At 43.8% G+C, this 21339-nt stretch carries 18 protein-coding genes; 6 read left to right on the top strand and 12 right to left on the bottom strand.

Annotated features, from left to right (window positions below; genetic code table 11):
- The first annotated feature begins 53 nt into the window (after window positions 1–53).
- Complete coding sequence (hisS, locus tag ABD772_RS12610; RefSeq protein WP_345104885.1) at window positions 54–1430, top strand: histidine--tRNA ligase; 1377 nt, start codon at window positions 54–56, stop codon at window positions 1428–1430.
- A gap of 133 nt (window positions 1431–1563) precedes the next feature.
- Here the strand turns inward: hisS and pgl are convergent, their stop codons facing one another.
- The 8 genes from pgl to ABD772_RS12570 all read right to left on the bottom strand — a co-directional run bounded on the left by pgl (window position 1564) and on the right by ABD772_RS12570 (window position 10969).
- On the bottom strand, window positions 1564–2295 hold the full coding sequence (pgl, locus tag ABD772_RS12605; protein ID WP_345104882.1) for a 6-phosphogluconolactonase: 732 nt from the start codon (window positions 2293–2295) through the stop codon (window positions 1564–1566).
- 115 nt (window positions 2296–2410) lie between these two features.
- Complete coding sequence (gene zwf / locus ABD772_RS12600) at window positions 2411–3925, bottom strand: glucose-6-phosphate dehydrogenase (protein ID WP_345104880.1); 1515 nt, start codon at window positions 3923–3925, stop codon at window positions 2411–2413.
- 129 nt (window positions 3926–4054) lie between these two features.
- Complete coding sequence (gene gndA, locus ABD772_RS12595) at window positions 4055–5470, bottom strand: NADP-dependent phosphogluconate dehydrogenase (protein WP_345104877.1); 1416 nt, start codon at window positions 5468–5470, stop codon at window positions 4055–4057.
- An 84-nt stretch (window positions 5471–5554) separates the two neighbouring features.
- A complete protein-coding gene (locus ABD772_RS12590) occupies window positions 5555–6178 on the bottom strand; it encodes an HAD family hydrolase (protein WP_345104874.1) in 624 nt (207 codons plus the stop codon).
- Window positions 6179–6191: 13 nt separating this feature from the next.
- The gene (gene tal, locus ABD772_RS12585) at window positions 6192–7283 is read right to left on the bottom strand and encodes a transaldolase (RefSeq protein ID WP_345104871.1); all 1092 of its coding nucleotides are present in this window, start codon (window positions 7281–7283) and stop codon (window positions 6192–6194) included.
- Between the two features lie 102 nt (window positions 7284–7385).
- The gene (gene rpiA, locus ABD772_RS12580; protein WP_345104868.1) at window positions 7386–8096 is read right to left on the bottom strand and encodes a ribose 5-phosphate isomerase A; all 711 of its coding nucleotides are present in this window, start codon (window positions 8094–8096) and stop codon (window positions 7386–7388) included.
- Between the two features lie 86 nt (window positions 8097–8182).
- Window positions 8183–10189 carry a transketolase gene (gene tkt / locus ABD772_RS12575; protein ID WP_345104865.1) on the bottom strand — a complete coding sequence of 669 codons (2007 nt, stop codon included), beginning with the start codon at window positions 10187–10189 and terminating at the stop codon, window positions 8183–8185.
- A gap of 24 nt (window positions 10190–10213) precedes the next feature.
- On the bottom strand, window positions 10214–10969 hold the full coding sequence (locus ABD772_RS12570; protein WP_345104862.1) for an ROK family protein: 756 nt from the start codon (window positions 10967–10969) through the stop codon (window positions 10214–10216).
- Between the two features lie 532 nt (window positions 10970–11501).
- Here ABD772_RS12570 and ABD772_RS12565 point away from each other — a divergent pair.
- From ABD772_RS12565 to ABD772_RS12555, 3 genes are all read left to right on the top strand, one after another.
- On the top strand, window positions 11502–13016 hold the full coding sequence (locus ABD772_RS12565) for a Gfo/Idh/MocA family protein (RefSeq protein ID WP_345104860.1): 1515 nt from the start codon (window positions 11502–11504) through the stop codon (window positions 13014–13016).
- 360 nt (window positions 13017–13376) lie between these two features.
- Window positions 13377–15911: a beta-galactosidase gene (locus ABD772_RS12560; protein ID WP_345104857.1), complete on the top strand. Its 2535-nt coding sequence runs from the start codon at window positions 13377–13379 to the stop codon at window positions 15909–15911.
- Window positions 15912–15990: 79 nt separating this feature from the next.
- Entirely contained in the window at window positions 15991–16401 is a 411-nt protein-coding gene (locus ABD772_RS12555) for a hypothetical protein (protein ID WP_345104854.1), read from the top strand.
- 78 nt (window positions 16402–16479) lie between these two features.
- On the opposite strand, the gene ABD772_RS12550 is transcribed toward ABD772_RS12555, so the two are convergent.
- The gene (locus ABD772_RS12550) at window positions 16480–17379 is read right to left on the bottom strand and encodes a hydroxypyruvate isomerase family protein (RefSeq protein ID WP_345104851.1); all 900 of its coding nucleotides are present in this window, start codon (window positions 17377–17379) and stop codon (window positions 16480–16482) included.
- A 114-nt stretch (window positions 17380–17493) separates the two neighbouring features.
- On the opposite strand from ABD772_RS12550, the gene ABD772_RS12545 reads away from it, so the two are divergent.
- Window positions 17494–17841, top strand: coding sequence for a hypothetical protein (locus ABD772_RS12545; protein ID WP_345104848.1), 348 nt, complete (start codon window positions 17494–17496; stop codon window positions 17839–17841).
- Between the two features lie 23 nt (window positions 17842–17864).
- On the opposite strand, the gene ABD772_RS12540 is transcribed toward ABD772_RS12545, so the two are convergent.
- Together ABD772_RS12540 and ABD772_RS12535 are read right to left on the bottom strand one after the other, a co-directional pair.
- Entirely contained in the window at window positions 17865–18734 is an 870-nt protein-coding gene (locus ABD772_RS12540) for a glutamate--tRNA ligase family protein (RefSeq protein ID WP_345104845.1), read from the bottom strand.
- A gap of 87 nt (window positions 18735–18821) precedes the next feature.
- A complete protein-coding gene (locus tag ABD772_RS12535; protein ID WP_345104842.1) occupies window positions 18822–19529 on the bottom strand; it encodes a hypothetical protein in 708 nt (235 codons plus the stop codon).
- Window positions 19530–19745: 216 nt separating this feature from the next.
- Here ABD772_RS12535 and ABD772_RS12530 point away from each other — a divergent pair, with 216 nt between their 5' ends.
- Complete coding sequence (locus tag ABD772_RS12530) at window positions 19746–20015, top strand: hypothetical protein (protein WP_345104839.1); 270 nt, start codon at window positions 19746–19748, stop codon at window positions 20013–20015.
- A gap of 18 nt (window positions 20016–20033) precedes the next feature.
- On the opposite strand, the gene ABD772_RS12525 is transcribed toward ABD772_RS12530, so the two are convergent.
- A complete protein-coding gene (locus tag ABD772_RS12525) occupies window positions 20034–21173 on the bottom strand; it encodes an aspartyl protease family protein (protein WP_345104837.1) in 1140 nt (379 codons plus the stop codon).
- Window positions 21174–21339: the final 166 nt, after the last annotated feature.

Here is a 21339-nt window from a genome sequence, read left to right as displayed (position 1 = left end):
GCACTATGTCGTAGGATACCCTCTAATTCCCTGTTTTTTGTACCTTTGCCGCCATGGCCGCAATTAAACCATCTGTACCCAAAGGCACCCGCGATTTCTCGCCTGCCGAAATGGTAAAACGCAATTTTATTTTTGATACCATTAAGGGCGTTTTCCGCAAATACGGCTACCAACAAATTGAAACACCGTCGATGGAGAACCTGTCGACGCTGATGGGTAAGTATGGCGACGAGGGCGATAAACTAATATTTAAGATTCTGAATAGCGGCGATTATCTATCTAAAGTCGATCCGCAGAATTTGGGGACGTTGAACTCAAATTTAGTTACCCAGGATATTTCCGAAAAAGCCCTGCGTTACGACTTAACGGTACCCTTTGCCCGTTACGTAGTGCAGCATCAAAACGATATTACCTTCCCGTTTAAACGTTTCCAGGTGCAGCCGGTTTGGCGTGCCGACCGACCGCAAAAAGGCCGTTACCGCGAGTTTTTTCAATGCGATGCTGATGTGGTGGGTTCTGATTCTTTATTGAACGAGGCTGAATTTGTACTGATCTATGATGAGGCTTTGAGCGCTCTAGGTTTAAAGGATTTTACTATCAAGATCAATAACCGTAAGGTATTATCAGGCATTGCTGAAGTTATTGGCAAAGCCGACAGCATCATTGACCTGACTGTTGCTATTGACAAACTGGATAAGATTGGCCTTGACGGTGTAATTAAAGAACTATTAGATAAAGGCTTTACCGACGCAGACATCGAAAAACTGAAACCGGTTATTCTACTGGAAGGCAGTAACGGTGCAAAACTGGCAAGCCTGCGTTCAGCTTTAGAGGCCTCTGCCATTGGTTTGAAGGGTTGCGACGAGATTGAAACCGTTTTTAATTACATCAGTAAGTTTAAAATACAACGAGCTACTGTAGAACTGGATATCACCCTGGCCCGCGGGCTGAACTATTACACTGGTGCCATCTTCGAGGTAAAAACCAACGAGGTAGCGATGGGCAGTATAGGCGGAGGCGGCCGTTATGACGACTTGACCGGCATGTTTGGCCTTAAAGGTTTGACCGGTGCCGGTATCTCCTTTGGTGCCGACCGGATTTACGACGTGATGGAAGAGCTTAATCTTTTCCCTGCCGATGCTAACCAAACTACCCGCGTACTCATCTGCTGCTTTGATAAAGAAGGCGAGGAATATGCTTTGCCTTTACTTCAACAACTGCGTACCGGCGGTATTAATGCCGAGCTATATCCCGCAGGCGCCAAAATCAAAAAACAAATGGAGTATGCCAATAACAAGAATATTCCGTACACTGTATTGATCGGCAGTGAAGAAATGCAAAGTGGTTTGCTAGCCTTTAAAGATATGGCCTCCGGCGTGCAACAGAAGCTGAGTGCAACTAATATAGTGACGCAGTTGAAGTCGAATTAACTCCAACACATCATTACGAGGATTAGCATGTGCAGAGATTGCTTAGTGGCCGCTCAATGACGTGTCGGTTATAATAACAAAGGCTTTCCAACCGGAAAGCCTTTGTTATTATAAATCCTGAATAATCTTAAAATTACTCAATCGTGTCCAGGTTCTCAGCTGCGGCTTCGTCCAAAAACCAAACTGTTTCACCAGCAATCGAATCAATTAGCTGTGAAGGATATTCTTCAATATTTTCTTCATCCTCCAAACAGTGATGTACTGCCTCTGCCTTACTTTCACCGTAGACCAGGAAAGCGATGTTTTTAGCATCATTGATCAATGGTGCATTCATTGTAATGCGCCAGATGTTTTTGTTGGGCAAAAAGTTGGCTTTTACTGATGGTGAAATGTCATGTAAAGCCTCGGTATGCGGGAATAATGAAGCGGTATGGGCGTCATCGCCCAGGCCTAACAACACCAGGTCAAAGCTCATTTCGTCGTCATCAAAAAACTCGGCAATTTGTTCTGCATATTTTTGGGCGGCTTCATTCGGTGTAAGCGAAGTATCAACCGCGAAAATATGATCAGGCTCAATATATAGCGGTAAAAACAAGGCATTCTTAGCCATCAGGTAATTACTTTCCGGGTCGTTTTGCGGCACGTTACGCTCATCGCCAAAAAAGAAATAAACCTTTGTCCAGTCAACGCTATCGGCATAAGTAGTTGATGCCAACAATTCATACAATTTTTTAGGCGAACTGCCACCCGATAAGGCTACCGAAAATTTGCCGCGGGCAGTAATAGCGTCATTTGCGGTTTGCACAAAGTATTGCGCCAGCGCATCAATTACTTCGTCAGGAGTTTGGAAGATGTTTAGTTTCATGGTAAAGCGTTATAAACTGTCATTGCGAGGAACGAAGCAATCGCAAGTATGCTAATCTAAGCATGTTCGCGATTGCCACGCTACGCTCGCAATGAAAACGTTGTTTATTTAATAATTACTTCTTCGTATTCTTCAAAGGTAACGAGAACCAGTTGAACCCGTCGCGGGCAATCAGCGCCTCGGCGCTTTCAGGGCCCCAGGCGCCCGCCGCATAGTTAGGGAAGTTCAGGCTCTTTTTGTTGGTCCAGGTACTTAGTATCGGCATAATCAGTTCCCAGGCAGCTTCTATCTGGTCGCCGCGCATAAATAAAGTTTGGTCGCCCATCATGGTATCTAACAATAAGGTCTCATACGCCTCAGGAGCCTGGTTAGTGTAGGTTCCTTTGTAATCGAACACCATATCAACTGTATTCAGGATCATATCCAGACCAGGGCGTTTTGCCTGTACCTGCAGGCGGATGCTCATCTCGGGCTGTATGCTGATGATCAGCCTGTTTTGTTGCCAGCTTTCGGCAGCCTCAGTAGGGAATATCTTGTGCGGCACATCTTTAAACTGGATTGAGATTACTGATGATGTTTGATGCAGCCTTTTGCCTGTACGTACATAGAAAGGCACTCCTTGCCAGCGCCAGTTGTCTACAAAAAACTTAATGGCAGCAAACGTTTCGGTATTTGAGTTTGGATCAACCTTTGGTTCTTCGCGGTAGCCCGGAACTTCTTTACCTTCCATCCACCCCTTAGCATACTGTCCGCGTACAGCAGACATGCGCACATCCTCTGGCGAAAAACGACGCATAGCGCGCAATACATCAACTTTGCGATTGCGTACTTCATCGGCATTGAAATTAACCGGGGTTTCCATAGCAATTAAGCAAAGCAATTGCAGCAGGTGATTCTGGATCATGTCACGCATAGCGCCCGAACCATCATAATAATCGCCCCGTTCCTCAACACCTAACGACTCGGTAACTGAAATCTGCACGTGCTCAATGTAGTTACGGTTCCATATCGGCTCTAAAAGAGAGTTGGCAAAACGGAACGCCATGATGTTTTGTACAGTTTCTTTACCCAGATAATGGTCAATGTGGTAGATCTGTTTTTCATCGAAAAGGCCGGCCAGCAATTTGTTCAATTCTTTAGCCGATTCCAGATCATGACCAAATGGCTTTTCAATTACCACACGGGTACGCTCCACATCGGTGGTCAATTTGGCTTTCGCCAGGTTTGACGTAATGATAGGGAAGAACGTAGGCGATACCGCTAGGTAGTAAATGACGTTGGCTTTAGTGTTCCACTCAGCGTTATGAGCTTCGATACGTTTGCCAAACTCTTTATAGGTTTCAGCATCTTTAGCGTCTGATACCTGGTAAAAAATATTCTTTTCGAATTCGGTCCATTTAGCTTTGTCAGCTTTACCGCTGCGGGAGAAGTTATTGATGTCCTCATTCAGGTTTTTCCTGAATTGCTCGTCGGTTAGTTTGGTACGGCCCGTACCAATGATCGAGAATTGCTTCGGTAACCATCCGTCTAAATACAGGTTATACAACGCAGGCGCCAGTTTGCGCGCGTTAAGGTCACCGGTGCCACCAAAAATGATAAATACGGTAGGCTCTGATTTTATTGTTGCCATTTTTTTTATGTGCTAACGTTCTAGTTTCGGCCCCATCTAAATCTCCCCCGATAGGGAGACTTTTGGGTTTCTTTTAGTTAAAGTTAATATATTCAAAAACCCTCCCCACAGCGGAGGGTTTGGGTGAGGCTATTTAGTCCACTGGGTATGGAAGGTGCCTTCCTTGCCAATGAGTTCATAAGTATGCGCGCCAAAATAGTCGCGTTGTGCCTGTATTAAGTTTGATGGCATACGGCCACTGCGGAATGCATCAAAATAGCTTAATGATTCTGCGTAGCAAGGCGCAGCAATACCGGCAGCAGTAACAGCCGATGCCACGGTACGGGCACCGCCTACAGAACCTTTTACTTCATTAGCTACACCTGCATCTAATAATAAATGGTCAAGCTGCGGGTTAGCGGTGAATGCTTCATAAATATTCTGTAAGAACAATGAGCGGATAATACAACCGCCTCTCCAGATCTTGGCAATCTCGGCTAGGTTTAAACCATAATTGAACTCGACAGAAGCGCGGCTTAACATGTGTATACCTTGCGCATAGCTTATGATCAGGTTGAAATAAAACGCTTCTTCTAATGATTTTAAGAAAGACGCGGTATCGACATTTAATTTGCCCGCAACGCCACCATAAATACCTTCCGCCTTTACGCGCAGCTCTTTGTATTTAGAGAGGTCGCGCATAGAAACTGATGTGTCTATAGTCGGGATAGGAGCCTGCAGGTCCATAGCTACTTGCGAGGTCCATTTGCCGGTGCCTTTAGCACGGGCTTCGTCTTTAATATCGTCTAACAACAAGTGGTCTGTGCCAGGTGCTTTATAGCGGAAAATATCACGGGTAACTTCAACCAGGAATGATTTCAGGCGGCCCTCATTCCATTCGGTAAATACTTTACCAATGGCTTCGTTATCCATGCCCAAACCTTTTTTCATGATCTCGTAAGTCTCTGCCAATAGCTGCATAACACCATACTCGATACCGTTGTGTACCATTTTAACAAAGTTACCTGCCGAGCCTGTACCGCAATAGGTAACGCAGGGCTCGCCATCAACCTTTGCCGCAATGGCCTCAAAGATAGGCTTTACTACATTGTACGCTTCTTTGTCGCCACCCGGCATCATGCTCGGGCCGCGGCGTGCACCTTCTTCACCGCCAGACACACCCATGCCAAAAAAGTGGATGCCTTTGCTGTTCAGATAGTCAAACCGGCGATTTGTATCAGTATAGAAAGTGTTACCACCGTCAATGATAAGATCGCCCTTATCAATAAGGGGTAACAATTCTTCAATAACGTCATCAACAATTTTACCCGCAGGCACCAACATCATAATGGCACGCGGCGTGTTAAGGCTGGCTACAAATTCCTTAATATCGCTAAAGCCCTTAAGGTTTCCGTTTGTGCTTTCCTGCTCCAATGCCTGAACTTTACCGGCATCCTTATCAAATCCGGCACCTTTTACGCCATGGTCGCCCATGTTTAACAAAAGGCTGCGGCCCATTACGCCGAGGCCTATCATGCCGAAATCATATTTAGTTGATGTGCTCATATTATTGTTGTGATTATCGTCTGTATAATTATTTATGGTGACGAAGCTATCATGAGCCGGTTTAACTGTTCCGGCTTTTGAGCCTTAGCTCATGATGGTTTCCTCTTTTAATTGTTGTAATATTTTTTTTGTCGATTCAAGGTCGGTATGCAAATAAGCCCTGATTCCCAGGTTTTTGGCAGCATTGACAAACATAATGCGGTCATCAAAGTACACACACTGGTTAGGCTGTGCCTGCGCAATACCCATGGCCAGCTTCCAGATGTTTGGGTCGGGTTTGCGCAATCCAACCTCGCATGATGATATGAATGCGTCAAAAAAATCATGCAGCTTGAATTTCTTCACCCGGTAATCATTCAGCTCCTTGCCCTCGTTATTAACAGAAATAATGCGGAAGCCGCAATCTTTTTTCCATTCTTTTAGCCACTTTAAGGTAGGCAGCTCGACAGACTGCTGGTAAACAAACTCCTTAAAATCCTCGCGCGTAAATTCTCGCGGATGGTTGAAGATAACGGTATCCAAGTATTCATCCAGCGTTACACTGCCAATTTCATACACATTAAATATAAATGTATGCAGCGCATTTACTTCTTCATAATCCAGCCCGAATTTCTGTGCTGCTAACCGGCGCGATTCGTGTCCCCAGCCATTGCTGAGCAAAATACCGCCAATGTCAAAGAAAAGGATCTTAAGGTTATTCGCTTCCATTTACGGCCGGATGTTATTTGCCTTTGTTAGCTTCGATTGATGCCAATAGTTTTTCGAAAGGCTGGTTAAATTTCGCAACACCTTCGTCCTCTAATTGCTGAGTTAATTTGTCAATGTCAATACCGGCGGCTTTAACACGTGCCAAAGTCTCTGTAGCTTTATCCAGATCTTGCTCTAAAGTGTTAGCGGCGATACCATGATCACGGAAAGCTTCAATGGTTTCCAGCGGAACAGTATCAACAGTATCTGCGCCAATCAGAGCCTCAACATATTTGGTGTCTTTAAATGCAGGGTTTTTGCTGCTGGTACTTGCCCAAAGTAAACGTTGCGGTTTAGCACCTTTTGCAGCTAACTTCTCCCAACGCTCGCCGCTGAATATTCTTTTATAAATTTCATAGGCTTTTTTAGCTGACGCGATAGCAACTTCGCCTTTCAGATCGCCTAAACCTTTTTCGTCAAGCATAGGGTCAATCAACACGTCGATACGGCTTAGGAAAAAGCTGGCTACTGATGAAATATGCTCAATGCTATGACCTGCTGCCAGATGCTCTTCTAATCCCTGGATATAAGCCAACGCAACTTCTTCGTAACGTGGTAAGCCAAATAATAAGGTAACGTTGATGTTCAACCCTTGTGCAGTAGCTCTGCGGATAGCATCCAAACCTGGCTGTGTACCGGGGATTTTGATCATTACGTTTTCGCGGTTAACTTCTTTCCAAAGCTGGATTGCTTGCTGGTAAGTTTCTTCGCCTTTTAATGCTAAGAAAGGAGACACCTCTAAACTCACGAAACCATCGGCTTTGCCGCTTTCGTCAAATAAAGGTTTAAACAGATCACAAGCATCCTGAATGTCTTTAATAGCCAAACCAAAGAAAATCTCTTCGTTGGTTTTATCGCCTTTTGACAATGAAGCAATGTCGGCATCATACATAGTACTGCTGCTTATCGCTTTTTCAAAAATTGCAGGATTTGAGGTGACGCCTCTTACGCCGTCATTATCAATTAAAGCTTTAAGCCTGCCATCACCAATAAATGCGCGATCAATAAAATCAAGCCAAATGCTTTGACCAAAGCTGTGTATCTGTTTTACTCTGTTAGTTTCCATTATTTTATTTTTTAAATATCAATTTATTAATTGTGAGTTGGTTGTGTTTGTAGCGTCAATAAGTGTACCATCAAGAGCCTTAAATGTCATGCTATAATACTATTAACCCTTATTTGATGCCACTAAAACTTCTATACTATAATTTATAAACAAGCCGCTTTCAATTACACCTGTTATGTTCTTTATTTTGCGTTCCATGTCAATATCGATCTCATTGAAATGAACATCAAGCAGCAGATTGTTATTTTCGGTAATGACAGGCCCGTCTTTACCGGCAGCCGGGCGTAGCTGAATGTCATTTGCACCTAAAAATATCAGTTCTTGTTCAACATGCAATAAAGCTTGAGGAAAAACCTCAACCGGTACCGGGAATTTAGAACCAAGCTTGTCAACCAGTTTGGTGTCATCAACAATGATGTAATTTACCGCGCTGCTGCTGATCAGCAATTTTTCTTTAAATAAAGCGCCACCGCGACCTTTGATCAGGCTTTTGTTTGGGTCGACTTCATCTGCGCCATCAAAACACCAGTCGGGTTTGTGCTCATACAAACTGGTTAAAGGGATGCCAAGTTTAGCGCAAAACATGGATATTTCAATTGATGTCGGGATAGCTTTGATGTTAAGCTTTTCGGCTTTAATCCGCTCGGCAATGGCAAACAGCGTGAGGTAAACGGTACTGCCTGAGCCTACACCAATTACGTCGCCGTCCTTTAGTTTGGCAACAATTTGATCAGCCACCTTTTGCTTGCCGGCTCTATTACTGATAGTGCCCGCCCAGTTTAGGTTTGTGATGATGTCGCTTTGCCAGTTCATAGATTGTTCTTAGTCTTGAATCGAGAGTCTTAAGTCAGGAGTCCCCGTCTTTTCTGACGCTGGACTCCCGACTAAGGACCTAAGACTTATAATAAAGCTTTTGCTTTTTTAACTACGTTGTCTACGGTAAAGCCAAAGTATTTGTAAAGCTCTTCTGCCGGAGCCGATTCGCCGAAAGTTGTCATACATAAGGTATCGCCTTCGTCGGTAACATATTTATGCCAGCCCAGAGGAGAGGCCATTTCAACAGCCAGGCGTTTTTTGATAGCTTTCGGGAAAACTGATTCTTTATAGGCTGCATCTTGTTTCTCAAATAACTCCCAAGACGGCATACTAACCACACGGGCAGCAATACCTTCTTCTGCTAATTTAGCTTGAGCTTGTAATATCAATGCAACTTCAGAACCTGTAGCCATCAGAATAACCTGCGGAGTTTTGTCAGAGTCAGACAATACATAGGCGCCTTTCTCCAGATTATCAGCCGCAGCATATTTCTCCTGGTCTAAAATTGGCAAACCTTGACGGGTAAATACCAGCACAGTCGGTCCATCGTTTTTCTCGATAGCTACGCGCCATGCGTGGGTAGTTTCGTTAGCATCTGCCGGACGGATGACGGTAATATTTGGAATTGAACGTAAAGAGATCAATTGCTCGATCGGCTGGTGAGTAGTGCCATCTTCGCCTAAACCTATACTGTCGTGCGTATAAACAAAGATCGGAGAGATTTTCATGATAGCCGCTAAGCGAATTGGCGGGCGCATGTACTCTGAGAACATCAGGAAGGTAGCACCAAATGGTTTGATACCTTTAGTCAATGCCATGCCATTCAATGCAGAACCCATTGCATGCTCGCGGATACCGAAGTGGAAATTACGCCCGTTACGGTTTTCAGAAGTGAATGAATCAGATTCTTTCAGGTTTGTTTCGGTCGACGGAGCCAAATCTGCAGCACCACCAATCAGGTGAGGGAAACTTGCAGCAAGCGCATTTAAAACTTTACCTGAAGCCTGGCGGGTTGCCATTTTAGGGTCAGAGGCTTTAAACACCGGCAATTTATCTTTCCAGCCTTGTGGAAGCTCGTTTTTAGCAGCAGCTTCATACTCGGCAGCTAATTCAGGGTATTTCGCTTTGTATTGAGCAAACAAGTCGTTCCATTTTTTCTCATACTCAATACCGCGGGCACCAATTTCATGGTAGTATTGCTCAACTTCGGTTGGGATGTTGAATGATTTTTCTTCGTCAAAGCCAAAGAATTTTTTCACCAGTTTGATCTCGTCAGCACCCAGCGGCGAACCGTGCGAACCTGCAGTACCTGATTTGTTAGGGCTACCATAAGCGATCAATGAACGAACACGGATCAGTGATGGTTTTTGAGTCTCGGATTTTGCATTGCGTAAAGCAAGCTCGATAGCTTTGATATCGTTAGCATCATCTACTGATTGTACATGCCACCCGTAAGCTCTGAAACGTGCATCAACATCTTCATTAAAAGCAATGTCGGTGCTGCCTTCAATAGAGATCTTGTTATCATCATATAAATAAATGAGGTTACCTAACTCTAAGTGGCCTGCCAGTGAAGCGGCTTCAGAAGTTACGCCTTCCATCATGTCGCCATCGCTGCAGATAGCATATATATGGTAGTTAAACAGGTCGAAACCTGGTTTGTTATAGTAGCCGGCTAAGTGTTTTTGTGCAATAGCAAAACCTACGCCGTTAGCGAAACCCTGTCCCAACGGGCCGGTGGTTACGTCAACGCCGGGAGCCAAACCATACTCAGGGTGACCTGCCGTTTTGCTGTGCAACTGGCGGAAATTTTTAATATCATCTAAAGAAAGATCATAACCTAACAGGTGTAAAAAGCTGTACTGTAAAATGCAAGCGTGGCCTGCCGACAGGATAAATCTATCGCGGTTTGCCCAATCGGGGTTTTTTGGATTAAAGTTGATAAACTCCTTCCAAAGTACGTGACCTACCGGCGCAAGCGCCATAGCAGTACCCGGGTGGCCAGAGTTAGCTTTTTGTACAGCATCGGCCGACAAAATTCTTACCGTATTAATTGCTAATTCCTCAATGTTTTGACTTTTTGAATCCATTTCCTCTTTTTTATGATATGTGATTTATTTTTTAATTGTTGATAATTGTTTTTTAGGCTTAATAGCTTGCTGAGGAGCCCATAGTCTGGCACCGCCTTTTATACCGTCTTTGTTAGTAACCAATTTTATGTTTTTATCCAGCTCAAAATCTAACTCTCGGGCATTGCCGCCACCTATGTACAAGTAGTCGTAGTTGAATAGTGTTTTTAAATTTTTCAAAACCCTTTTCATGCGGGTGTTCCATTTCTTTTTGCCTTCGTGCTCAAACGCTTTTTCGCCAATGAATTTGTCGTAGGTTTTGGTTTTAGTAACCGGGCTTTGCCCTACTTCAAGATGCGGCAGCAGTTTGCCGTCAAGTAATAATGCGGTGCCGAAACCGGTGCCCAGCGTAATTACCAGTTCTAAACCTTTGCCGGCTACCACGCCAAGACCCTGCATATCGGCATCATTTACTACCGCAGCCGGGCAACCTAATTCCTCTTCAAGTTTTTTACCCAGATTGAAATTAGCCCAGGCGGCATTAGCCAGGTTGGGAGCAGTTTTTACAATGCTATCGCGCACATAACCCGGAAAGCCTACCGATATGCGATTGAACCCTTCGAAAGGTTTAGCCAACTTTTTAATGGCGTTCACCACATTTTCGGGGGTAGCAGGTTGTGGTGTCTCCACTTTATTGTAATCTACCAGTAATGCGCCATCCTTATCTAAGACTGTTGCCTTAATGTGCGACCCGCCTATATCAATAGACAAGACTTTAAGTTGTGGAGATATGTTGCTCATAACAGTTATGGTCGGCAAAAGTAATATGTATTTTGTAATATATAACAATCTTTTGCTCAATATATAAGGCAATTTGACAGTAATCTGCCTAAATAATCGGGCAAATGGCTGTTTAGGGTTAAAAATCTTATTTTTTTAGTGTCCGATGTACACTTAAAACTCAAACAATTGTTTAAAAATGTGCAGTCATCGCAGAAAAATAATAGAAGGACGCCATTTACGGTTCAAAATAACAGTCATATTATACAGTATGCAATTGGTGTACGATTTGCAATCGATGGCACATTATTAGCTTGTATATACGTGATTGATTTTTTTTATGATAAAATTGTTACGTTGTATTCCCTGATTTTTTTTAGTTATTCGTATTTAATTCATAATTTCAACCTTTCTCAACGCGTTAGTGATGAACATCCGCATTGAAACCAATTAAGCGCAGCATACACACAATTGATTTTTTGAATGGTTGAGCCTGTGTGAATTTAAGATGGAACATTTAACAAACAATACATCCAACATTAAAACTAATAACATGAAAGAGAATGAAGAAAAGGCAGACAGCACTTCACGGAGAGATTTCGTGAAAACAAGTGCTTTAGCAGCTGCTGGTTTTACTATTGTACCTCGTTTTGTACTGGGTAAAGGTTACAGAGCACCAAGTGATACCTTGTATTATGCCAGTGTGGGTTTGGGCGGTAAAGGTACAAGCGATAATGCTGCATTTGTGGCAAGCGGTAAAGCTAAACCTGCATTTTTATGTGATGTTGACCAAGATTACGCAGCACATGTGTTCAACAAATATCCTGACGCAAAAAAATATGTGGATTGGAGAGAGATGTTTGATAAAGAGCACAAAAACTTTGACGCTGTACACTGCGCTACTCCAGACCATACCCACGCCGTAGTTGCTACTGCAGCAATGGCATTAAAAAAACACGTTTATGTACAAAAACCTATGGCTCACGACGTGTACGAAGCACGTATGATGGCTAACATGGGTAAAAAATATAAAGTACAAACCCAAATGGGTAACCAGGGTTCATCATCTGACGGTGTGCGTCAAATGATGGAATGGTATGATGCCGGTTTGATTGGTGACGTTACCGAGGTTTGGTGCTGGACTAACCGCCCTGTATGGCCTCAGGGATATTACCAGGCTAACACTCCAAACGGTTTACAGTGGCCTAAACAATCAACCACGCCGCCAAGTACCCTGAACTGGGATTTGTGGCAAGGTACTGCTAAAGAAAGACCATACCCTATTGGTAAAGACCAACCAGGCGGTGTGCAGGTATTGCCATTTAACTGGAGAGGCTGGTGGGATTTCGGTACAGGCGTATTGGGCGACATGGGTGCACATATTCTGCATGGCCCAATGAAAGTGCTTAACCTTAAATATGTTGACAAAGTATCAACCAGCGTTGGCCAGGGTGGTTCGTTAGAAACCGGTCCGGCTTCAAGCTTCACTACAATGACTTTCCCTAAAACCAATAAAACCAAAGGCCCGGTAAAAGTACATTGGCTGGATGGCGGTATGATTCCTCCTCGTCCTGAAGAGCTTGATCCGGCTGAACACTGGGGTGAAGGCGACGGTGGTATGCTGTTTATTGGTACTAAAGGTAAAATGACTGCAGGTTGCTACGCTTCACGTGCGCGTCTGCTACCTACTTCAAGAATGGACGATCTGAATGTTCCTGAGAAATATGCAAGGGTTAAAAATGGTACTGAAGGTCACTATGCACAATGGGTTGAAGCTTGTCTTGCAGGTTACGGTAACATGGAAACCAGTTCTCCGTTTGAAGAAGCTGCTTTATTAACCGAAGCCATGTTAATGTGTAACTTAGCTATCAGAGGTGTTAACGTTCCAAAACTGGCTGCTGCCGACGCTCAACAAGTTGAGGGCAGACGCCGCAGAGGTGCAAGCTACCCTGCCCGTTACATCGACTTGATCTATGACGCTGCTAACTTAAAAGTTACCAACGTTGACGAGGTTAACCAATTTGTTAAACGCGATTACAGACAACCTTGGAAACTAAGCGGTATTTAATATAAATCCATTTAATATATTTAAAGGAGGCACCCAACAGGTTGCCTCCTTTTTTGTTTTGTATTAAATTGCGCCATGATAGTAGATACTTACTGGGCTGTCACCCCGGGGCCCTCGAAGGGTGAGCGTAAAGGCTTACGCTTGAATAATCTCAGCGTCAGCAATTTCATTTTGTCATTGCGAGCGCAGCATGGCAATCACAAATATTGCATCCTTGCGATTGCTTCGTCGTTCCTCCTCGCAATGACAGCGGAATATAGTCGGTGGGCTTCGTTATCTCACCTTTGGAAGCCAGGGATCTTAAAATCTCGCACGGCGTTGTGCGGTATTATGTTACCTTTTTTTTTATTAGTGATCTTCATGAGTGCCGCTGCTCAACCAGGCACAGGCACACCATCACGCAACGACCACATGTTTCCATCGGCAACAGTTGCAAAACCTTTTTTTGATTACGATGCACGTGGGTTTTTGATCAATGGCAAACGTACCTTTATTGCCTCCGCGGGGATGGAATATGCGCGGGTGCCGCGTGCCTTATGGCATGACCGCTTATTACGCCTTAAACGTGCAGGCTTCAATGCGGTAGAAATGTATACATTCTGGAATTTTCATGAACCCAAAGAGGGGCAATTTAATTTTACCGGCAATCATGACCTGGATGCATATTTAAAACTCATTAAAAGCATGGGCATGTATGCTATCGTTCGGGTTGGGCCGTATTACTGCGGCGAGTGGAATATGGGGGGATATCCTATTTGGTTGCGGTTTAAAAAAGGCTTACGCGTGCGCGAAGACAATCCGGCTTTTCTGGCTGCGGTAGACCGTTACTTTGAGAAGCTGATACCGATTGTGTCGCGAAACCAGATCAACCGTGGAGGGGCGGTAATTATGGTGCAGTTGGAAAACGAACACCGTGGCGGCTGGGGAACCGTAATGCCCGATAATTACTTTAAACATTTAAGAGCTAAATCGCTCCAACTGGGTTTACAGGTGCCGTACTTTTTCAGCGGTCTGCATTCGGGCAATGACCCGGCCAGCGATTATGCCAGCCTTGATGACCCCGGCCGGCCTAACCCGTGGTTCAGCCCTGAGTATTGGGGGGTATGGTTCCTGAATTACGGTCCGCAGGAAACAGATTCTACCCTGTATGATCGCCGTACCTGGAAGATCATCGCCCACGGAGGTAACGGTTATAACGTTTATATGGCGCACGGTGGCTCAAACTTCGATTATAATAATGACCGCGACAATGCGGCTTCTTACGATTATGGGGCCGCCGTTGGACAAACCGGCGATCTGCGACCTATTTATTACAGCTTTAAACGAGCTAACTGGTTTGCCCGTAGTTTTCAAGCCATATTAGAAAACAGTCTCGACGAGCAGCAAAATAAACCTACGGTGTCTGATACCATCATTAAAGTAACCGCCCGTAAAAGCCCAGCCGGAACCATTGCTTTTTTAGATAATCCTGATTCAATAGCGGTAAAATTTCAGCTTAAGCCTCCGGCGGATGTACCTGTAAAAGGAGCAACATCGCTTAAACTGGCGCCGGGTGAGATTATGCCGGTAGTGAAGAACTATGCAATCGCACCAAACATTAAACTAATCTGGGCTCCCGCACGTATCTACGCGGTCATTCCACAAGGCAATACCACGACACTATTGGTTTATGGCGATACTGACTCAAAGGTGCAGTTATATTTTTCTGTAGATGAAAATGCAACGGCGGCTTTAAATTCAAACGCCTTTAAGTTCGCTAACGGCTTGTTGGCGTTTAATACAGCTATCGGCACAGTGCCGTCAGCCCACAGCATTACTATAGCGGGCCATACATTAAAAATTATCGCAGTAAACAATGAGTTGGCTACCCGTAGTTGGTTTGATGAGACTAACGGCAATGTTATCGCCGGTGCGGATTACGTTGCAAATGCTACTGCTAACGGGGCGATGATTGAACGTCCCTGGACGGTAAAAGCAACTTTTCCGGTTTGGATTTTTAAATCAAATGGTGCCGTTGTTAAGTTAAATCAAAAACCGGCCGGCAATCATCCGCAGCAATTAAAATTAGGAGACTGGCAGGCAAAGGATGCGTCATTGGCCGCACAGCCTGAGTTTAATGATAAAAGCTGGAAGCAAACAACTGATCCGCAGCAAATGGGCGCCGACGGTGACATTACAGCATATGCATGGTATCGTACTAAAATAAAAGTAGGTCAGACAGGCCATTATCTGTTACAGTTACGTAAAGCCCCTGAAGGTGGTGCGGTGTTTCTGGACGGCAAACGAGTGGATACCCCGGGGCTATTTCCTGATACGGTGCATTTAGCTTTAACCGGCGGAGTTATACACACCCTGGCAATTTTTACCTCGCATATCGGCCGCAATAAATTGATCTTTAAAATAGGTGAGATAGATACATTGGATCGTAAAGGTATATGGGGCAAAGTAACATTGAAAAAAACCGGTAGTGAAAGCCCTGCGCTGAATGTTACCAATTGGCGTATGCGAGGCGGGCCGTGCGGTAATGTTACAGGTGACGGATGTGTTATCGGGTTTGCAAACAGTGACCTTGGATGGTCAGAACTCCCGGCAAGGCCAACAAACAGGCCACAATTTTATAAATCTGTATTAAACCTTGCGGGCAAAACATACTCAAATGCTATATGGCGCGTTAATACTACCAGCTTGAGCTCGGGTTCGGTATGGGTTAACGGGCATAACCTGGGGCGATACCCGGAAAAGATCAAAATAAGCGGAATGTACATACCCAATTGTTGGTTAAAACCTGGTAAAAATACATTGGTTATTTTTGATGAGAATGGTGTTTTACCTACCGGGGTGGCTGTCGAAGCAGAGACAGCAGCGAGTAGAGAAACACAATCGTTACAGTTTTAAAACGAAAGTGTTACAGAAATTTCGCGTTATTTTGATAAATTTGTAACTATTAATAATAAATAAAAACTAAATTAAAAAAATGAAAAAGGTATTATTAGCAGCCGTTGTGGTACTAACTGCAGTTACCGTAAGTTTAGCAGCCAGTGTTGACGGTGTTTGGAAAGGATTGGTTGAAGGACAGTATAACTTATCGCTTACTTTGAAAACCGATGGCGCCAAATTAACCGGTGTTTTCGCTTTAATTGATAACAACCCAAAATCAGAAAACCCTGATGAAGCTGGTTACACTCCGTTTGTAGCTGCCCAAATGGGTAAAAACACTATTTCTGAAGGTAAAGTTGATGGTGATAACATCCAGTTCACTACTACCTTTAATGGTAAGCCAATTGTTTACAAAGGTACTATTGCTGAAGGTAAGCTGGTTTTAACCACCACTTTTAACAACCAACCTATTAAATTGACTTTAAAGCAACCAGCGGTTGCTAAGTAATAATCTGCAGATAACGGATAATAAAAAAGGCCTTCTGAGTATTCAGAAGGCCTTTTTTGTTTAAGGATGACTGGGTCATTACACATCACAAATCATCATCGAAGCTTTCAATGAGGCGATTTGTTGGTCCTGATCGTGTACTATTGGCAAGTATTCTTGAGCTACATAGCCTTTAAAGCCCAGATCTTTTATAGCTTTAATAATAGCAGGATAATATAATTCCTGGGTATCATTAGGCTCGTTACGGCCCGGCACACCTGCAACGTGGAAATGCGCCAGGTACTGGTGGTTTTTTCTGATGGTAGCAATTACATCACCCTCATCGATCTGCATATGATAGATATCATATAACAGCTTGAAATTTTCTGAGCCTAATTTTTTGCATAACGCTACGCCCCAGTCGGTACGGTCGCATTGGTAATCATGATGGTTAACCTTGCTGTTCAGTAATTCCATGCACAGCACTACACCGTGTTTTTCGGCAAGCGGCAATATTCGTTTAAGGCCGGTCACGCAATTTTCCATGCCTGTTACATCATCCTTACCTTCGCGGTTGCCGCTAAAACAGATGAGATTTTTGTAACCTGCCGCAGCCACTTTGGGTATGAGGTCGCTATAGCTTTTTACCAGATTATCGTGTTTTGCCGGGTCATTCCAACCATATGTAATTGCAACGCCTGGACCGTTACACATTGATGAATAGAGGCCATGCTTTTTTGCAATTTCCCATTCGTCAGGCCCAATTAGGTCAATAGCCTTCATACCCATATCGCTGGCGGCTTTACATAGTGTATCCAGGTCGATGTTTTGAAAACACCAGCGGCATACTGAATGATTAATATTGCCTTTTAATTTTTCAGGCTGTGCATGGGCTGCGGGAGCGGTTTTAAATGCAGACAAAGCACCCGCGGCGGCAACGGCCCCGGTTCCGGCGATAATGTTTTTAATAGCCGATCTGCGGTTTTGTGATGATCTCATAATAATTAAAATTACACTTTTTTGAATTAGCTTTTATAAAAATTTGAATACATTAAACCGTAATACCTTAATTTTGTCTATAATTACAAAAAGCACAAAAAAAGGAGATAAGAGATGAAGAAGTACTTTTTGATTTCGTTGCTGGCAGTTTTAGTAGCTACCGCCGTATGTTATGCCGAAGGTGCGGGCGGAAAATGGTCTGGTACTATAGCTTTACTGTACGATGTTACGGTAAACATGAAAGAGGATAAGGGTATAGTTAACGGTACCGTTAATACCGAGATTGGCGACATCCCTCTTAAAAATGGTGTAATTAAAGGCAATGACATCCTGTTTAAACCCTTTACTTATAATGGCTTTGCGGTACAATACGTAAAAGGAAAAATAGACGGCGATAAAATGAACGTCGTAATAGGATTTCAGGGTACCAGCTTTAGTGGTACGCTTAAACGTGTAAAATAAACTGCATTTTCCGCTGCCGGTTATTAAAACAGCACATCTAAAAAATCGTCAAAATGCTGTAATGGTAATGTTGTGCCAGTCATTGAGCCAATGGTTCGGTAAATCTGTGCCGACGTCTGCCCCTGCTCACGCAGATATTTAATTGATGTTGCCCCTGCCGATTTAGATAGTTTTTGGCTGTTAGACCCCATTAACAGCTGATGATGATGAAAGGTGATTTGGTTAAAGGCCTTGCCTAAAACATCAGCCAGAAAAAGTTGTGCCAGAGTGGAGGGGTAAAGGTCCTCGCCGCGTATAATCAGGTCAACATTAAAATACAAGTCATCTACTACCGAAGCTAATTGATACGCCGGATGATCATCCTTCTTTTTTACTACAAAGTTTTTCATAGATCCGGGCAGACGAGCGGTAGTTACTGCATTGTTTAATGTTTTAAGGGTAATGGGCCTATCGTTGGTATATAAGCGCCAGGCGGTATTGGGCGTATCCAGCGGAATAGACTGATTGATACAGTTGCCCGGGTAGCTGGTACCCTGCAATTGCGACCGCGAGCACTTGCATGCAAAAACCCCTTGTTGGGCCGCCAGCTGTTGCAGCACTTTATTGTAGGTATCCATCCGGTGTAGTTGCGACCATTCGCCATGATATTCAATTACATTGCGCGGGCCTTCATCCCAGGGTATCTCCAGAAAATTGAGCGTATCAAAAATATCATGCACATAAGCGAGATTTACCCGCTGCTGATCCAGATCATCGATCCTTAAAAAAATTTTTGCGCCGGTTTTACGGGCAATGGCGGCGGTTAATGCAAATGACAAGGCATTACCCAAATGCAGATAGCCGCTGGGTGTTGGAGCTATCCTTGTGCGGGTAAATTTTTTATCATTTAGCATGATACCAAAATAGCTTAAATCGACTTAAATAAAAAAGGGCCGCTGAATTTTTCAACGACCCCCGATTATTGACTTAGCTATGATTTTTTATTGGATGCCGGTTGCCTTAGCTACCTGATCAAAGTTGTTCAGGTTTAGGCCGGGATTATGTAACATCAGCGTTGTTAATGATGTGCCCGGAATAATCACTACCCGGATGTCTAAGCCTGATGATGTAAAGTTTGATTTTAAATTGATATAGCCCACTCCGTAATCTTGCAGATTTAAAGTATTTCCAGATTCTGAATATGGCAGCGGATTCCAGGATGTAGTTGTGCCGCTGTTTCGGAAATATACCAATACAATACCTTTATCAACAATGTCCTGGGTAATTGCAGGTACTACAAAGTGCGTCAAGCCTACTATAAATACGGTTTGATTAGTAAATATATAATTGGAAACTGTTGCCGCCGCGCCTGTGGCCCCTGTAGCTCCGGTGGCCCCTGTAGCACCATTTGATCCTGCGGCCCCGGTAGCGCCTGTGGCACCCGTTGCGCCTGTGGCACCTTTCGCTCCCGTTGCACCATTAGTTCCATTGGTTCCATCGGTACCTGTGGCTCCTGTAGCGCCCGCCTCGCCCTGCGGACCGCCCGCTCCATCTGCACCTGCGGCGCCGGTAGCTCCCGTAGCCCCGGTTGGGCCTGTAGCTCCGGTTTCTCCGGTAGCCCCGGTTGGCCCGGGGTTGGTTGTGCTCTTACATGCGCTAGCGCTGATTAATGCAAAAAGCAAAATAGGCAGTAAATATTTGATCTTCATAGCAATGAATTTTATGTAGCGTAAAGTAATGGGCTTTTTTTACGAAATTTAATTCTTTAAGGTTTCAATCATAGGTGGTAGGGAAATTTCATTTCCTTTATTTATAGAAATTTAATAATAGCGATTTTTTTCTTAGTTAACATCTGTTTATAAATTAATCGCATTGAGTTAAAACTAATGTCCTTTGGTTTCGTTTAGGTAATAAATACTTAACTTATGAGTAACATGCGTAACCTGCATTCTAAAGTGCACAAATGGATAGATTCAATAGGGTTTAGGCTGAATACATCGCAAACCAACAGGCGAAATAAGGTTACTACTAACCACTATTTTTTTGAAACTTTTAATTTTATTGAGAGAAATAAAGAGGGAGATATTAAAAATTCGAAATTTTTGTGTTTTGACATGTATGGCGAAAAGATCGATGTGCGGTCGCTTTTAGACTTGCAAACTGCTTTCTTCGAAAACATAAGCCAATTAAAATAATCGTCGGGCTTTTGCCGGTTAAACCCGGCGTTTTAAGGTGAGGCGTATTGGTACGTACTTTTTACCCCTTGAGATCAGTAAAAAGAACGGTCGCCCGTCTCTTGATTGGAATAGATCGTCTATTTGTTGCAACGACATGTTGCCAACAGCATGAGTATCGATCATTTCTATCTCATCGCCCTGCTTTAATCCTGCATCGCTGGCTGCCGATCCCGGTTCAACCTTATCGATCACTATATGAACCAGGTCGTCGTCCATAATGCTGTAGTAGGTGAGGCCGCTCATGTCGTGTTCATCGCGCTTTTTATAGCCTGAACCTGGTTTCAGGTACAGCACATTATGCGGGTAATCAAAAATCACGTTGAACTTTTTAAGTAAGCCTATTCCAAGGTTTCCATCGCGTGGTGTAGCTGCGGGCGCCTGGCTATTATCCGGGAAAGCTGCTATAACATTTTTAACCTCATATTTTCCCAACTCTACCGATTTGATGCGACTAAGGTAACCGCTTATAGGTCCGTTAATGCCGATGCCTAAACTGGCCCTGATGTGTTTGGGCTGGAGCTTATCCCTATCGCTCAAGTGCTCCATAGAAATAAAATGCCCTGCGCCCAGGTCAATTACCAGTTTGCTTTGCCTTATAGTACCGTCAGCAAAAGTAACCCTGGTGGTAAGATAAGGCTTTCTGTCTTCAATACTGATAGGTATTTTAGCCGCACGTTTATAGTACTTCATGTCTTTAGGAACCGATACTACCAGCCTGTTGTCTGCAAAATTAATTTTTACAGCAAGCTGGCTAAAAAATTCAAATCCCAGTAAACCGTGAATGGTTCTGCCGGCATAAGCAGAAAGCCCGAAATGATCTTTTGTAAACGCAGCAGCATTTATATTACTGCTTACCACCCCGTTCAAATCAATCTTTAGCGGGCTTGTTATGTAAGCTTCAAAATCATTGCCTTCGCCTAAGCCGTGTATCTTAACCGTGTGCTTGCTTTCAATGCCCAATGAATCAATGAGCGAAGGTTCGGTAATGAGCATGTAACCCACGCCGGTATCCAGTGCAAAATTATAAGGGCCGCGATTGTTGATCTTTAACTTGATGACGATGAGGTTGCGCACCAGTTCGAACGGTATATTTTCGACACCTCCAGGTTCATTCATTCTGAACGATTGGGCATTTACACGCGATCTGAGGCAGAAGAGCACAACTACCAGAAAAATAAACCGATAGAGTTTATTATAATACACCTCTTTAAATCATAATTGGATACTAAAATTAGCAAAAATTTACCTTATAAATGCAAACTTGCGACTGATATTCAATTGT

It is taken from the genome of Mucilaginibacter panaciglaebae (assembly GCF_039539265.1).
Taxonomy (GTDB): domain Bacteria; phylum Bacteroidota; class Bacteroidia; order Sphingobacteriales; family Sphingobacteriaceae; genus Mucilaginibacter; species Mucilaginibacter panaciglaebae.
Note: the sequence above shows the minus strand (reverse complement) of the source record. Positions and strands in the feature narration are given on the sequence as shown.

Bases quoted from the DNA above. Each gene is read 5' to 3' on its own strand.
- hisS (WP_345104885.1), top strand. From the start codon at position 54: ATGGCCGCAATTAAACCATCTGTACCCAAAGGCACCCGCGATTTCTCG.
- pgl (WP_345104882.1), bottom strand. From the start codon at position 2,295: ATGAAACTAAACATCTTCCAAACTCCTGACGAAGTAATTGATGCGCTG.
- zwf (WP_345104880.1), bottom strand. From the start codon at position 3,925: ATGGCAACAATAAAATCAGAGCCTACCGTATTTATCATTTTTGGTGGC.
- gndA (WP_345104877.1), bottom strand. From the start codon at position 5,470: ATGAGCACATCAACTAAATATGATTTCGGCATGATAGGCCTCGGCGTA.
- ABD772_RS12590 (WP_345104874.1), bottom strand. From the start codon at position 6,178: ATGGAAGCGAATAACCTTAAGATCCTTTTCTTTGACATTGGCGGTATT.
- tal (WP_345104871.1), bottom strand. From the start codon at position 7,283: ATGGAAACTAACAGAGTAAAACAGATACACAGCTTTGGTCAAAGCATT.
- rpiA (WP_345104868.1), bottom strand. From the start codon at position 8,096: ATGAACTGGCAAAGCGACATCATCACAAACCTAAACTGGGCGGGCACT.
- tkt (WP_345104865.1), bottom strand. From the start codon at position 10,189: ATGGATTCAAAAAGTCAAAACATTGAGGAATTAGCAATTAATACGGTA.
- ABD772_RS12570 (WP_345104862.1), bottom strand. From the start codon at position 10,969: ATGAGCAACATATCTCCACAACTTAAAGTCTTGTCTATTGATATAGGC.
- ABD772_RS12565 (WP_345104860.1), top strand. From the start codon at position 11,502: ATGAAAGAGAATGAAGAAAAGGCAGACAGCACTTCACGGAGAGATTTC.
- ABD772_RS12560 (WP_345104857.1), top strand. From the start codon at position 13,377: ATGAGTGCCGCTGCTCAACCAGGCACAGGCACACCATCACGCAACGAC.
- ABD772_RS12555 (WP_345104854.1), top strand. From the start codon at position 15,991: ATGAAAAAGGTATTATTAGCAGCCGTTGTGGTACTAACTGCAGTTACC.
- ABD772_RS12550 (WP_345104851.1), bottom strand. From the start codon at position 17,379: ATGAGATCATCACAAAACCGCAGATCGGCTATTAAAAACATTATCGCC.
- ABD772_RS12545 (WP_345104848.1), top strand. From the start codon at position 17,494: ATGAAGAAGTACTTTTTGATTTCGTTGCTGGCAGTTTTAGTAGCTACC.
- ABD772_RS12540 (WP_345104845.1), bottom strand. From the start codon at position 18,734: ATGCTAAATGATAAAAAATTTACCCGCACAAGGATAGCTCCAACACCC.
- ABD772_RS12535 (WP_345104842.1), bottom strand. From the start codon at position 19,529: ATGAAGATCAAATATTTACTGCCTATTTTGCTTTTTGCATTAATCAGC.
- ABD772_RS12530 (WP_345104839.1), top strand. From the start codon at position 19,746: ATGAGTAACATGCGTAACCTGCATTCTAAAGTGCACAAATGGATAGAT.
- ABD772_RS12525 (WP_345104837.1), bottom strand. From the start codon at position 21,173: ATGAATGAACCTGGAGGTGTCGAAAATATACCGTTCGAACTGGTGCGC.